Annotated in this window: 15 protein-coding genes; 11 read left to right on the plus strand and 4 right to left on the minus strand. The window is 53.6% G+C overall.

The window, feature by feature from the left end; all coding sequences use genetic code 11:
- Nucleotides 1-7 precede the first annotated feature (7 nt).
- From lepA to acpS, 7 genes are all read left to right on the plus strand, one after another.
- Nucleotides 8-1,807, plus strand: coding sequence for a translation elongation factor 4 (lepA, locus tag AC3G3F_RS13155; protein WP_000790156.1), 1,800 nt, complete (start codon nt 8-10; stop codon nt 1,805-1,807).
- Between the two features lie 16 nt (nt 1,808-1,823).
- Nucleotides 1,824-2,798 carry a signal peptidase I gene (gene lepB, locus AC3G3F_RS13160; RefSeq protein WP_488395137.1) on the plus strand — a complete coding sequence of 325 codons (975 nt, stop codon included), beginning with the start codon at nt 1,824-1,826 and terminating at the stop codon, nt 2,796-2,798.
- A gap of 273 nt (nt 2,799-3,071) precedes the next feature.
- Entirely contained in the window at nt 3,072-3,752 is a 681-nt protein-coding gene (gene rnc, locus AC3G3F_RS13165; protein WP_001068341.1) for a ribonuclease III, read from the plus strand.
- Nucleotides 3,749-4,654 carry a GTPase Era gene (gene era, locus AC3G3F_RS13170; RefSeq protein ID WP_023246015.1) on the plus strand — a complete coding sequence of 302 codons (906 nt, stop codon included), beginning with the start codon at nt 3,749-3,751 and terminating at the stop codon, nt 4,652-4,654. Before rnc ends, era begins: the two co-directional genes overlap by 4 nt.
- An 11-nt stretch (nt 4,655-4,665) precedes the next feature.
- A complete protein-coding gene (recO, locus tag AC3G3F_RS13175; RefSeq protein ID WP_080070285.1) occupies nt 4,666-5,394 on the plus strand; it encodes a DNA repair protein RecO in 729 nt (242 codons plus the stop codon).
- 11 nt (nt 5,395-5,405) lie between these two features.
- Nucleotides 5,406-6,137 carry a pyridoxine 5'-phosphate synthase gene (gene pdxJ, locus AC3G3F_RS13180; protein WP_023246013.1) on the plus strand — a complete coding sequence of 244 codons (732 nt, stop codon included), beginning with the start codon at nt 5,406-5,408 and terminating at the stop codon, nt 6,135-6,137.
- Nucleotides 6,137-6,517, plus strand: a complete 381-nt coding sequence (gene acpS, locus AC3G3F_RS13185) for a holo-ACP synthase (protein ID WP_000986043.1) — start codon at nt 6,137-6,139, stop codon at nt 6,515-6,517. Before pdxJ ends, acpS begins: the two co-directional genes overlap by 1 nt.
- 125 nt (nt 6,518-6,642) lie before the next feature.
- Here acpS and AC3G3F_RS13190 read toward each other — a convergent pair whose 3' ends face one another.
- The gene (locus AC3G3F_RS13190) at nt 6,643-6,912 is read right to left on the minus strand and encodes a YfhL family 4Fe-4S dicluster ferredoxin (RefSeq protein ID WP_053530088.1); all 270 of its coding nucleotides are present in this window, start codon (nt 6,910-6,912) and stop codon (nt 6,643-6,645) included.
- A gap of 55 nt (nt 6,913-6,967) precedes the next feature.
- Nucleotides 6,968-7,816: a MurR/RpiR family transcriptional regulator gene (locus AC3G3F_RS13195; RefSeq protein ID WP_079836620.1), complete on the minus strand. Its 849-nt coding sequence runs from the start codon at nt 7,814-7,816 to the stop codon at nt 6,968-6,970.
- A 116-nt stretch (nt 7,817-7,932) separates the two neighbouring features.
- Between AC3G3F_RS13195 and murQ the strand changes: the two genes are divergently transcribed.
- From murQ to tadA, 4 genes are read left to right on the plus strand one after another with little or no spacing between them, the layout of a single operon-like run.
- Nucleotides 7,933-8,826 (plus strand): N-acetylmuramic acid 6-phosphate etherase, encoded by an 894-nt coding sequence (murQ, locus tag AC3G3F_RS13200; RefSeq protein WP_023246010.1) that lies wholly within the window; start codon nt 7,933-7,935, stop codon nt 8,824-8,826.
- Between the two features lie 10 nt (nt 8,827-8,836).
- Nucleotides 8,837-10,201 carry a PTS transporter subunit EIIC gene (locus AC3G3F_RS13205; protein WP_053510791.1) on the plus strand — a complete coding sequence of 455 codons (1,365 nt, stop codon included), beginning with the start codon at nt 8,837-8,839 and terminating at the stop codon, nt 10,199-10,201.
- A gap of 3 nt (nt 10,202-10,204) precedes the next feature.
- Complete coding sequence (gene yfhb / locus AC3G3F_RS13210; protein ID WP_000253558.1) at nt 10,205-10,840, plus strand: phosphatidylglycerophosphatase C; 636 nt, start codon at nt 10,205-10,207, stop codon at nt 10,838-10,840.
- A gap of 24 nt (nt 10,841-10,864) precedes the next feature.
- Nucleotides 10,865-11,416, plus strand: a complete 552-nt coding sequence (gene tadA / locus AC3G3F_RS13215; RefSeq protein ID WP_023246008.1) for a tRNA adenosine(34) deaminase TadA — start codon at nt 10,865-10,867, stop codon at nt 11,414-11,416.
- A gap of 50 nt (nt 11,417-11,466) precedes the next feature.
- Here the strand turns inward: tadA and mltF are convergent, their stop codons facing one another.
- Together mltF and AC3G3F_RS13225 are read right to left on the minus strand one after the other, a co-directional pair.
- Nucleotides 11,467-13,011, minus strand: a complete 1,545-nt coding sequence (gene mltF / locus AC3G3F_RS13220) for a membrane-bound lytic murein transglycosylase MltF (RefSeq protein ID WP_023246007.1) — start codon at nt 13,009-13,011, stop codon at nt 11,467-11,469.
- The gene (locus AC3G3F_RS13225; RefSeq protein ID WP_053510787.1) at nt 13,012-13,242 is read right to left on the minus strand and encodes a hypothetical protein; all 231 of its coding nucleotides are present in this window, start codon (nt 13,240-13,242) and stop codon (nt 13,012-13,014) included.
- Nucleotides 13,243-13,247 lie beyond the last annotated feature (5 nt).

Raw genomic sequence — 13,247 nt, forward strand, 5'->3', positions numbered from 1 at the left:
CATATTTATGAAGAACATAAGAAATTTCTCCATCATTGCTCACATTGACCACGGTAAATCGACGCTGTCTGACCGTATTATCCAGATCTGCGGTGGCCTGTCTGACCGTGAAATGGAAGCTCAGGTACTTGATTCGATGGATCTTGAGCGTGAGCGCGGTATTACTATTAAAGCCCAGAGTGTGACGCTGGATTTTAAAGCGTCTGATGGTGAAACTTATCAACTGAACTTTATCGACACGCCGGGGCACGTTGACTTTTCCTATGAAGTTTCCCGTTCGTTGGCAGCCTGCGAGGGCGCGCTGCTGGTGGTGGATGCTGGCCAGGGCGTAGAAGCGCAAACGTTGGCGAACTGCTACACCGCGATGGAAATGGATCTTGAAGTGGTGCCGGTGCTTAACAAGATTGACCTTCCGGCCGCCGATCCGGAGCGTGTGGCGGAAGAAATTGAAGACATTGTCGGTATCGATGCGACGGATGCGGTACGCTGCTCCGCCAAAACGGGTGTCGGCGTGACGGATGTTCTGGAACGCCTGGTACGCGATATCCCGCCGCCGCAAGGCGATCCGGACGGCCCGCTACAGGCGCTGATTATTGACTCCTGGTTCGATAACTACCTGGGCGTGGTATCGCTGGTGCGTATTAAAAATGGCACGATGCGTAAGGGCGACAAAATTAAAGTGATGAGCACCGGGCAGACCTACAACGCTGATCGCCTGGGGATCTTCACGCCGAAACAGGTTGATCGTACCGAGCTGAAGTGCGGCGAAGTAGGCTGGCTGGTCTGTGCCATTAAAGATATCCTCGGCGCGCCGGTTGGCGATACCTTAACCTCAGCGCGTAACCCAGCGGAAAAAGCGTTGCCAGGCTTTAAGAAGGTGAAACCGCAGGTCTACGCAGGTTTGTTCCCGGTCAGCTCCGACGACTATGAAAGTTTCCGCGACGCGCTCGGCAAGCTGAGCCTGAACGACGCCTCCCTGTTCTACGAGCCGGAAAGCTCTACCGCGCTGGGCTTCGGCTTCCGCTGCGGTTTCCTCGGTCTGCTGCACATGGAGATCATTCAGGAGCGTCTGGAACGCGAATACGATCTGGATCTGATCACCACTGCGCCGACCGTGGTGTATGAAGTAGAAACGACGGCGAAAGAGACTATCTATGTTGATAGCCCCTCCAAGCTGCCGCCGTTGAATAACATTTATGAACTGCGCGAGCCTATCGCCGAGTGTCATATGCTGTTACCACAAGCCTATTTAGGTAACGTTATTACGCTGTGTATTGAGAAACGCGGCGTACAAACTAACATGGTGTACCACGGTAACCAGGTGGCGTTGACCTATGAAATTCCGATGGCGGAAGTGGTGCTCGACTTCTTTGATCGCCTGAAATCAACGTCGCGCGGCTATGCGTCTCTGGATTATAACTTCAAGCGCTTCCAGGCTTCCGACATGGTGCGTGTTGATGTGTTAATCAACAACGAGCGTGTCGATGCTCTGGCGCTGATCACGCACCGCGATAACTCGCAAAGCCGCGGTCGCGAGCTGGTGGAGAAGATGAAAGATTTGATTCCGCGCCAGCAGTTTGATATCGCGATACAGGCGGCGATTGGTACGCATATTATTGCCCGTTCGACGGTAAAACAGTTACGTAAAAACGTGCTGGCGAAGTGCTACGGCGGCGATATCAGTCGTAAGAAAAAACTGCTGCAGAAACAGAAAGAAGGTAAGAAACGCATGAAGCAGATCGGTAATGTCGAGCTACCTCAGGAAGCGTTCCTCGCCATTCTGCATGTCGGTAAAGACAATAAATAATCCCTAAGGAGTTGGCATGGCGAACATGTTTGCCCTGATTCTGGTGATAGCCACACTGGTGACGGGCATTTTATGGTGCGTTGATAAGTTTGTTTTCGCGCCAAAACGTCGGGCGCGTCAGGTTGCCGCGCAAACGGCGTCGGGAGATGCGCTGGATAACGCTACGCTCAATAAAGTGGCGCCTAAGCCGGGCTGGCTGGAGACAGGGGCATCGGTTTTCCCGGTTCTGGCAATTGTGCTGATCGTTCGTTCATTTCTTTATGAACCCTTTCAGATTCCGTCAGGTTCGATGATGCCGACATTGCTTATCGGCGATTTTATTCTGGTGGAAAAATTTGCCTATGGCATTAAAGATCCGATCTACCAGAAAACCCTGATTGAAACCGGTCATCCAAAGCGCGGGGATATTGTGGTATTTAAATATCCGGAAGATCCTAAGTTAGATTACATCAAACGCGCAGTCGGTTTGCCGGGCGATAAAATCACTTATGATCCGGTTGCGAAAGAGGTGACGATTCAGCCTGGCTGTAGCTCCGGTCAGGCGTGCGAAAATGCGTTGCCGGTTACCTACTCTAACGTTGAGCCGAGCGATTTTGTACAGACCTTTGCCCGCCGTAACGGCGGAGAAGCGACCAGCGGTTTCTTTGAGGTTCCGCTAAACGAGACGAAAGAAAACGGCATTCGTCTGACCGAACGTAAAGAGACGCTGGGCGATGTGACGCACCGCATCCTGATGGTGCCGATAGCCCAGGATCAGTTGGGCATGTATTACCAACAGCCAGGACAACCGCTGGCGACCTGGGTTGTACCGCCGGGACAATATTTCATGATGGGCGATAACCGCGATAACAGCGCGGATAGCCGTTACTGGGGATTTGTTCCGGAAGCGAACCTGGTCGGTAAAGCGGTTGCTATCTGGATGAGTTTTGACAAGCAGGAAGGGGAGTGGCCGACAGGCGTACGCCTGAGTCGTATCGGCGGTATTCACTAACTGTGGCGAAATGATCGTTCACGCTGTCGTCTTTTTAGCGGCAGCGTGAATTATTTCCTGGATAAATTCCCTCAGACTAACGACATCCCCTGTCGTTGTGTATAGAATATTCCTCCGAAGTTTTAGGTTGGCGCCGTTTGGCCGCCACGGCACACGAAACAGCGTTGGTTATAGACAACCCTCTTTCCGCTGCAGCGATGCGGCAGGGCAGATGACGTGTATCAGGTCTGTTTCGTGTGCTGGATTGTTGACGCATTCATTTATTGGTATCGCATGAACCCCATCGTAATTAATCGGCTTCAACGGAAGCTGGGCTACACTTTTAATCATCAGGAGCTGTTGCAGCAGGCATTAACTCACCGCAGCGCCAGCAGTAAACATAACGAACGTCTGGAGTTTTTAGGCGACTCAATCTTGAGCTTCGTTATCGCTAACGCGCTTTATCACCGTTTTCCACGGGTGGATGAGGGAGATATGAGCCGTATGCGCGCCACGTTGGTGCGTGGTAATACGCTGGCGGAATTAGCCCGTGAATTTGATTTAGGCGAGTGCCTGCGTTTAGGGCCGGGCGAATTAAAAAGCGGTGGATTCCGCCGTGAGTCTATTCTGGCGGACACCGTTGAAGCGTTAATCGGCGGAGTATTTCTCGATAGCAATATCCAGACCGTCGAGCAGTTAATCCTTAACTGGTATAAAACCCGTCTGGATGAGATAAGCCCGGGCGATAAACAAAAAGATCCGAAAACGCGCTTGCAGGAGTATTTGCAGGGTCGCCATCTGCCGCTGCCATCTTACCTGGTTGTGCAGGTACGCGGCGAGGCGCACGATCAGGAATTTACTATCCACTGCCAGGTCAGCGGCCTGAGTGAACCGGTGGTTGGCACGGGTTCCAGCCGTCGTAAGGCGGAGCAGGCTGCCGCCGAACAGGCGCTGAAAAAACTGGAGTTGGAATGAGCACCGACAAAACTTACTGCGGATTTATTGCCATCGTCGGACGTCCAAACGTTGGCAAATCCACTTTGCTGAACAAACTGCTTGGGCAGAAGATTTCGATCACTTCCCGTAAAGCGCAGACCACGCGTCACCGCATTGTCGGTATTCATACCGAAGGCCCGTATCAGGCAATCTATGTCGATACCCCGGGGCTGCATATGGAAGAAAAGCGCGCCATTAACCGTTTGATGAATAAGGCGGCGAGCAGTTCGATTGGCGACGTTGAGCTGGTGATTTTCGTTGTGGAAGGCACCCGTTGGACGCCGGACGACGAGATGGTCCTGAACAAACTGCGCGACGGCAAAGCGCCGGTTATTCTCGCCGTTAACAAGGTGGATAACGTGCAGGAAAAAGCCGATTTGCTGCCGCACCTCCAGTTCCTGGGAAGCCAGATGAACTTTCTTGATATCGTGCCGATCTCTGCTGAAACTGGTATGAACGTCGATACCATTGCCGGTATCGTGCGTAAACATTTACCGGAAGCTATTCACCACTTCCCGGAAGATTACATCACCGATCGCTCTCAGCGCTTTATGGCGTCTGAAATCATCCGTGAAAAGCTGATGCGTTTTCTCGGCGCCGAGCTGCCGTATTCCGTTACCGTTGAGATTGAGCGTTTTGTTACCAACGAACGCGGCGGCTATGATATCAATGGGCTGATCCTCGTCGAGCGTGAAGGGCAGAAGAAGATGGTGATTGGCAACAAAGGCGCCAAAATCAAAACCATTGGTATTGAAGCGCGTAAAGACATGCAGGAGATGTTCGAAGCGCCGGTACACCTGGAACTGTGGGTGAAAGTGAAATCCGGCTGGGCCGACGACGAACGCGCTCTGCGCAGTCTCGGTTACGTAGACGATCTGTGAGTTAACACTGCGTGGAAGGGTGGCAGCGCGCATTTGTTCTGCACAGTCGCCCCTGGAGCGAAACCAGCCTGATGCTGGACGTCTTCACGGAAGAATCGGGGCGCGTGCGCCTTGTCGCCAAAGGCGTGCGATCTAAACGTTCCAATCTGAAAGGCGCGTTGCAGCCTTTTACGCCGTTATTGCTACGCTACAGCGGACGCGGCGAGGTGAAAACCCTGCGCAGCGCCGAGGCGGTTTCTCTGGCGCTGCCGTTAAGCGGTATTACGCTCTATAGCGGCCTGTATATCAACGAACTCCTCTCTCGCGTACTGGAATATGAAACGCGCTTCTCCGAACTTTTTTTTGATTATCTGAACTGTATTCAGGCGCTGGCGGGAACCACTGGCTCGCCTGAACCGGCGTTGCGACGTTTTGAACTGGCGTTGCTGGGACATCTGGGTTATGGCGTCAATTTCACCCACTGTGCGGGGAGCGACGAGCGGGTGGATGACACCATGACCTACCGCTATCGCGAAGAAAAGGGGTTTATCGCCAGCGTCGTCATTGATAACAACACCTTTACCGGACGGCACCTGAAAGCACTGGAGGCGCGGGAATTTCCGGATGTAGATACTCTGCGTGCCGCGAAACGCTTTACCCGTATGGCGTTAAAGCCGTATCTTGGGGGAAAACCGTTAAAAAGCCGGGAGCTGTTCCGGCAATTTATGCCCAAACGCACAGTAAAAACGAAGAAAGATTAACGAGGATTGTCATGGCTGAATTACTCTTAGGCGTTAATATTGACCACATCGCCACGTTACGTAACGCGCGCGGCACCGACTATCCGGACCCGGTACAGGCGGCGTTTATTGCTGAACAGGCAGGCGCGGACGGCATTACCGTACACCTGCGTGAAGATCGTCGCCACATTACTGACCGCGATGTGCGCATTCTGCGTCAGACGCTGCATACGCGCATGAATCTGGAGATGGCGGTGACCGAAGAGATGCTGGCGATCGCCGTAGAAACCAGGCCGCATTTCTGTTGTCTGGTGCCGGAAAAACGCCAGGAAGTCACCACCGAAGGCGGCCTGGATGTGGCCGGACAGCGCGATAAAATGCGCGATGCCTGTGCGCGTCTGGCGGCCGCTGGCATCCAGGTTTCGCTCTTTATTGATGCTGATGAAGCGCAAATCAATGCGGCGGCGGAAGTGGGCGCGCCGTTTATCGAAATCCATACCGGTTGCTATGCTAACGCAGAAACCGATGCGGAACAGGCAAAAGAGCTGGCGCGTATTGCCAGCGCCGCGACCCTGGCGGCCCGCCTGGGGCTAAAAGTGAATGCGGGTCATGGCCTGACCTACCATAACGTCAAAGCTATTGCCGCGCTGCCGGAAATGCACGAACTCAATATCGGTCATGCCATTATTGGTCGGGCGGTGATGACGGGTCTGAAAGAGGCGGTGGCTGAAATGAAACGTTTGATGCTGGAAGCGCGCAGCTAATGGCGATTCTTGGCCTGGGAACGGACATTGTAGAGATTGCCCGCATTGAGGCAGTGATCTCCCGCTCCGGCGAACGTCTGGCAAGGCGTGTGCTCAGCGACAACGAGTGGGCTATTTGGGAGACGCATCAGCAGCCGGTGCGTTTTCTCGCCAAGCGTTTTGCGGTCAAAGAGGCGGCAGCGAAAGCTTTTGGCACCGGTATCCGCAACGGTCTGGCGTTTAATCAGTTCGAAGTGTTTAACGATGAGTTGGGAAAACCACGTCTGCGGCTGTGGGGAGAGGCGTTAACGCTGGCGGAAAAACTTGGTGTGGCGCATATGCATGTCACGCTGGCCGATGAGCGCCATTACGCCTGCGCTACGGTCATTCTGGAAAGTTAGATTTGCCGGGCAGGGTTGTTTTGTGTTGCCAGATGGCGGCGTAAACGCCTTATCCGACCTACGTGCCGATATTTTGTCGGCCTGATAAGCGTAGCGCCATCAGGCATTGTTGCGCCGTAAACGCCTTATTCGACCTGGAGTTTATCTGCATGATGCATCAGGACAAACTTATCCCACAACTGCTCTTCGGTTTCGACATGGGCGGGATCTTGCAAAATCGTATTGGGGATCGGGCAGACTTTCTGGCAGGTTGGCGTTTCGTAATGACCTACACACTCGGTGCATTTGTCGCTGTTAATCTCGTAAATGCTGTCGCCCATTGAAATCGCCTCATTCGGGCATTCGGGCTCGCACATATCGCAATTGATACATTTTTTGGTGATTAACAGGGCCATCAGGAAACTCTCAAAACATCACAAACCGGGCGGGCATTATACGCGCATTCTTTACTCAAACCAGTTTTTTTACCAGCGCCTCGCTATGGCGAATACGCTCCGGTGCCCGCTCTAAATCCTGCTGTACCAGCGCCATAAACAGTAAGTCGGTCAACATCATTTGCGCATGTGTCGAGGAGATAGCGGCGCTACGCGTCGCCTGCTCTTCAGCAATCGTATACAGGCAGCGGGTGGCGCGCTGTTGCAAGGCGTTGGGAGAAAAACCGGTAATGGCCAGGATCTTCGCGCCTGTGCGTAATGTTTCGTCCGCCGCCAGGTTCAGCTCTCGCCGCTCCCCGGAATGAGAGATCGCCAGCAGCAGATCCTCCGGCGCCATTGCCTGCACCGTCGCCAGCAGTGCGTGCATATCGCGCTCAACCACCGCGTTAACGCCAATCTTCAGTAGCTTCCAGACAAAATTTTGCGCCACCAGTCCAGAGGCGCCAATCCCGGTGATCACAATACGTCGGGCGTGGCGCAGCATCACGACGCTTTCTAACAGTTTTTCTTCGCTGTTAACGTCCAGCGTGGCGTGCATCGCCGCCACATTCTCCTTAATTAATTTTTCTCCGACCAGGCGCATCGGATCGTCGCCGCGAATCTGGTTATGAACGGGAACGGAATGCGGATTAGGATTGCTGGCTAACGCTTCGCTGATAGCCAGTTTCAACGCCGGAAACCCTTTAAACCCCAGTTTTTGCGCGAACTTGACTACGCTGGACTGGCTGACGCCCGCTTCGGCCGCCAGTTGCTGCGAGCTCAGATGCCGCGCCGTATCCGGTTGTGCGAGGAGATAATCTGCCAGTTTCTTGTCGCTCTGCGCGAGATCCGGATAACGCTGGCGAATACGAATCAAACAGTTCATGGGCGGCTCCTGCGAAAACGTGATGGCGACGACAAAACAAAATTTCACTCGCCTGGGGGAATATTCTATTCCATTATGGGCGCTTATTATGAATTAAAAATTCCAGAGGGACAAAAATGAATCTTGGTACGTTAGTGTCTGAAACCCGTAACCCGCAAACGATGGATCTGGATGCGTTGCCTACCCCTGAACTAGTTAAGCGTTTTAATGAACAGGATACGCTGGTAGCAGAAGCAGTAAAAGCCACTCTGCCTGACGTTGCACGTGCGGTGGATGCCGCAGCGGCGGCGCTGAAGTCTGGCGGACGTATCATATACATGGGCGCGGGCACCAGCGGTCGGCTTGGCGTACTGGATGCCTCAGAATGCCCCCCGACGTTTGGCGTTCCGCACGGTCTGGTCGTCGGGCTGATTGCCGGCGGGCCGGGCGCGTTGCTGAAAGCAGTCGAAGGCGCGGAAGACAGCCAACAGGCAGGCGAAGACGATCTTGTCGCGCTAAATCTGCAAGAACAAGATCTGGTGGTGGGGCTTGCGGCGTCGGGTCGTACACCCTATGTGATTGGCGGTCTGCGCTATGCGCGACAGTCCGGTTGTACTACCGTGGCCGTCTCCTGTAATCCAGATTCGCCTGTTGCGCGGGAGGCTGATATCGCTATTTCGCCAGTTGTCGGGCCCGAAGCGCTTACCGGCTCTACGCGGCTGAAATCCGGCACCGCGCAGAAAATGGTGCTCAATATGATTTCTACCGGCGCGATGGTGAAGTTCGGCAAGGTCTATCAAAACCTGATGGTGGATATGAAAGCCACCAATGTCAAACTGGTCGATCGCGCATGTCGGATGGTCGTTGAAGTGACCGGGATAGGTCGTGAGGAGGCGGAAACATTGTTGAAACAGACCGATTTTGAGGTTAAGCCCGCCATTCTGATGGCGCTTACGGGACTGGATGCCGAGGCCGCCAGGGGAAAACTCGCCGTTCATCAGGGCTTTTTAAGAGCGGCGTTAGAACACTAAAGAGGTGTGTATGGATAAGACGGCAGCGCTCGCCAGCGATATTTTACGTGGTATAGGCGGAGAGCAAAATATTCTGCGCCTGGAAAACTGTATGACGCGAGTCAGAGTGGAGGTACAGGATGATAGCCAACTGGATATTCCACGCTTAAAAGCGTTGCCTGGCGTCAGTGGATACGTAAAGCAAGGGGAGCAACATCAGCTGATCGTTGGACCGGGGAAGGCTGCGCAGGTGGTCGATGCGATGCGCGTGCAGATTGCCGCAGGCGGTGTAAAACCGGGTATAGACGCTATGGCGCGTACCAAATCCGAGGCGAAAGCGAAGTATAAAGCACCGATGAGCGATGCGTTGCGTAAGCTGGCGAATGTTTTTATTCCGCTTATCCCCGCCTTTATCGCATCCGGCTTGATTACCGGCATTATCAACATTCTTAAACGTCCGGATATTGTTGGCGATGTTGCCGTCCATTACCCTAACCTGCTGGGCCTGATGGGGATATTTGGTAGCGCGGTGTTCGCTATCATGAACATTCTGGTTGGCGTCAATACCGCAAAAGTCTTTGGCGGATCGCAGGCGTTAGGCGGCGTGATGGCGGGGATACTTTCCAGCCCGCAATTGGCGCAGATTACGCTCTTTGGCGAGGCGCTTCAGCCGGGACGGGGCGGCGTCATTGCCGTCCTGCTGGTGGTGGCGTTAATGTGCTGGATTGAGCGCCAGTTCCGTAAGCTGTTGCCGGGGTCGCTGGAGTTAATTCTTAACCCTTTATTGACGACTATTATCACCGGTGCGGTAGCGATTGTCGCGCTGCAACCGCTTGGCGGCTGGATTTCAGACGCTATCGCTCACGGCGCGTCCTGGGCAATCGTAAGCGGGGGTTTTCTGGTGGGCGCGGTGTTAGCCGGAACCTTCCTGCCGTTGGTACTGACCGGATTGCATCAGGGGCTGGTGCCTATTCATGTGGAGCTGGTGCAAGCGCACGGCTATAACGCGTTGTTTCCTATCCTGGCGATGGCGGGCGTTGGTCAGATAGGCGCGGCCATTGCCGTACTGATGAAAACCCGCAATGCGCGACTCAAAAAGGTGATTAAAGGCGCGCTTCCGGTCGGACTGCTGGGGATTGGCGAGCCGCTGATTTTTGGCGTCACGCTGCCATTGGGTAAGCCATTTATTGGCGCTTGCCTTGGCGGCGCGGTAGGTGGGGCGTTGATCAGTTACTGGAAAGTGGCGACGGTAATTACCTTTGGCATTTCCGGTTTACCTCTGGCATTAACAATTGTTGCCGGAAAAGTCCTGTTCTATCTGTTAGGCTATTTAATAGCGGTAATTGCCGGGTTTATTTTTACCTGGCTGCTGGGGTTCAACGATCCAGAGGAGTAAGGTTTGGTCAGCCACGAGCGTCGTGTCGTCTTTTTTGATTTGGATGGAACGTTACATCAACAGGATATGTTCGGCAGTTTTCTGCGTTATTTGCTGCGCCGTCAGCCGTTAAATGCGCTGCTCGTACTGCCGCTGTTGCCCATTATCGGTATTGGTTTACTGGTAAAAGGGCGTGCGGCCCGCTGGCCGATGAGTCTGTTGTTGTGGGGCTGTACTTTTGGCCATAGCGAAACGCGTTTGCAGGCGCATCAGGCGGATTTTGTCCGTTGGTTTCGCGCTAACGTCACGGCGTTTCCGGTTGTACAGGAGCGTCTGACCACCTATCTATTGAGCTCTGACGCGGATATCTGGCTTATTACCGGTTCTCCGCAATCATTGGTAGAGCAAGTCTATTTTGATACGCCGTGGCTACCGCGCGTTAACCTCATCGCCAGCCAGATGGCGCGACGGTATGGCGGCTGGGTATTGACCGTGCGCTGTCTGGGCCATGAAAAAGTCGCGCAACTGGAACGTAAAATCGGTACGCCGCTGCGTCTTTATAGCGGCTACAGCGACAGCAAACAGGATAACCCGCTGCTTTATTTTTGCCAGCATCGCTGGCGGGTGACGCCGCACGGCGAGTTACAGCAGCTCGAATAGTGAAAAGCATAGCGTCTGTGTATAATGCCGCCCGCTTTCATTACCGGAGTTACCTCTTTGTCTGATGTCGAATTAGATCACGAATACTGGATGCGCCATGCGCTGACGCTGGCGAAACGCGCCTGGGACGAACGAGAGGTCCCGGTTGGCGCGGTATTGGTGCATAACCATCGCGTCATTGGCGAAGGCTGGAATCGGCCCATTGGCCGCCACGATCCTACTGCGCATGCTGAAATAATGGCGCTGCGTCAGGGCGGTCTGGTATTGCAGAATTACCGGTTACTGGATGCCACGCTGTATGTCACGCTGGAACCCTGTGTGATGTGCGCAGGCGCTATGGTGCATAGCCGCATTGGACGCGTTGTCTTTGGCGCGCGCGATGCAAAAACCGGCGCGGCCGGATCGCTAATTGATGTGCTGCACCATCCGGGAATGAATCACCGGGTCGACATTATTGAAGGGGTGCTGCGCGATGAATGTGCGACGCTGCTCAGTGATTTTTTCCGTATGCGTCGTCAGGAAATTAAAGCCCTGAAGAAAGCCGCCCGCGCGGAAGGCACGGGGCCGGCGGCATAGCGCAATGCCGGATAAGACGTTGCGCGTCGCCATCCAATAAGACCACCGCGCTATTTTTCTTCTTTCTTCTGCGGTGTAAACAGTAAAGACGGCGAATGCGTCAGGTAGCCTGATGACTGCGATAAAAACGAAAGGAAGGGGAAGGGCGCTTTATTCAGCTCCTCCGGGGATACTGCCGGATAATCCTGCGCCAGTTTCATGGCTTCCGCTTCCTGCTTTTCTTTTTCCTGCAAATACCCCACCAAACTTATCTGGTATTTACGGATATTTTCCACATAAGCATAAGCCTCATGTCCGCGCGCGTAACCGTAGGTTAACTTACTGTAATACGGTTTTTGGCTTAATAGCGGCAAACGTTGCTTCACATCGGTCCAGCTATCCGGATTGCCTTTGGTTTTTACCGTTAGCGATCTGGCGTCGAGCATGTGCGCATAACCCATATTGTAGGCGGCTAAAGCAAACCAGATACGCTCGTCTTCCGGAACGGTTTCGGGAACTTTAGCCATCATATCTTCAAGATAGCGAGCGCCGCCGCTGATGCTTTGCTCCGCATCGGTACGATCGGTCAACCCCAGACTTTGGGCAGTATTTTTAGTCAGCATCATCAGGCCGCGCACGCCGGTTGGCGAGGTCGCCAGCGGGTCCCAGTGCGATTCCTGATAAGAAATCGCCGCCAACAGACGCCAGTCTATCTCTTTGGCATATTTTTTAAATAACGGTTCCAGCTCCGGCAGGACGTTATCCACCGCTCGCAGGAAAGAGCGGGTGTCAACGTAGTCGAAATCATCGCCATGCCCCAGATATTTCTCTTCAATCCGCGCCAGAGAACCATCTTCATTGATCGAATTGAAAAAATCGAGCAGCGCAGCGGAGAGCGTATTATCGTCGTCCAGTCGGCTAAACCAGGTCACGGGCTGTTCATCCGTGACGTCCAGCGCTACGGCCAGTTCGGGATGGACGCGCTGAAACAGACTGATCGCCACTGAATCGGCGATAGTGTAATCCAGTTTGCCGCTGATGACCTCTTCCAGCAGCGTCGTCGAGCCTTTTTTATCATCCACCTTCCAGCTCAGGTCGGGAAACTTTGTCTCTTTTAAACGCTGTAAATCATTGACCACGACGTGCCCCGGCGCAATGGTAAGCTGATTCTCGTTAACGGTCGCCAGCGAACGTGGGCGATATTGTCCGACCCGGTAGACAAGCTGTTGCGAAACCGAGTAATACATGGGACCGGGCTGATAGTTTTTAACGCGCGCGCTGTCGTAGACCAGCCCTGCCGCGAGCAGGTCGGCATTGCCGTTATCCAGATCGTCAAACAACTGGCTGATATTCTGGCGTACCGTCACTTTCAGCTTTACGCCGAGATAGTTGGCGAACTGCTGTGCCAGTTCATAGTCCAGGCCATATTTTTTACCGTTGATAACGGAATAGGTTAATGGCGAGTCGATCGTGCTGACGCGCAATACCCCCCGGGCTTGAATCGCGGCGACATGGTTTTCGGTTTTACCGAACCAGGGGATAGAGGGCCAAAGGGCTGCTGCCAGCAGCAGCGTCAATATGCCGATGAACAGATAATTAATCTTTAATTTTTTCAATTAGTTAATTCTCTGAATCGTGCGTTGCCTCGGGCTGAAGAAGATGTTTTGCTGCAATAGATAAGTCATCAATGAGCGGCATTTTGCGTAACAATGCGCCAGTTGGCAACTTATTCGCAACGATAGCCGCACCGTATGACAAGAAAATGCGGTGATTTTATTTCTACGCAAACGGTTTCGTCGGCGCGTCAGATTCTTTATAATGACGTCCGTTTCCCCCCTTGCGCACACCGAAG

This window comes from Salmonella sp. FC25216, from assembly GCF_057751355.1.

Coding starts and splice junctions, on each gene's coding strand:
- lepA (WP_000790156.1), top strand. CDS start 8: ATGAAGAACATAAGAAATTTCTCCATCATTGCTCACATTGACCACGGT.
- lepB (WP_488395137.1), top strand. CDS start 1,824: ATGGCGAACATGTTTGCCCTGATTCTGGTGATAGCCACACTGGTGACG.
- rnc (WP_001068341.1), top strand. CDS start 3,072: ATGAACCCCATCGTAATTAATCGGCTTCAACGGAAGCTGGGCTACACT.
- era (WP_023246015.1), top strand. CDS start 3,749: ATGAGCACCGACAAAACTTACTGCGGATTTATTGCCATCGTCGGACGT.
- pdxJ (WP_023246013.1), top strand. CDS start 5,406: ATGGCTGAATTACTCTTAGGCGTTAATATTGACCACATCGCCACGTTA.
- acpS (WP_000986043.1), top strand. CDS start 6,137: ATGGCGATTCTTGGCCTGGGAACGGACATTGTAGAGATTGCCCGCATT.
- AC3G3F_RS13190 (WP_053530088.1), bottom strand. CDS start 6,912: ATGGCCCTGTTAATCACCAAAAAATGTATCAATTGCGATATGTGCGAG.
- AC3G3F_RS13195 (WP_079836620.1), bottom strand. CDS start 7,816: ATGAACTGTTTGATTCGTATTCGCCAGCGTTATCCGGATCTCGCGCAG.
- murQ (WP_023246010.1), top strand. CDS start 7,933: ATGAATCTTGGTACGTTAGTGTCTGAAACCCGTAACCCGCAAACGATG.
- AC3G3F_RS13205 (WP_053510791.1), top strand. CDS start 8,837: ATGGATAAGACGGCAGCGCTCGCCAGCGATATTTTACGTGGTATAGGC.
- tadA (WP_023246008.1), top strand. CDS start 10,865: ATGCCGCCCGCTTTCATTACCGGAGTTACCTCTTTGTCTGATGTCGAA.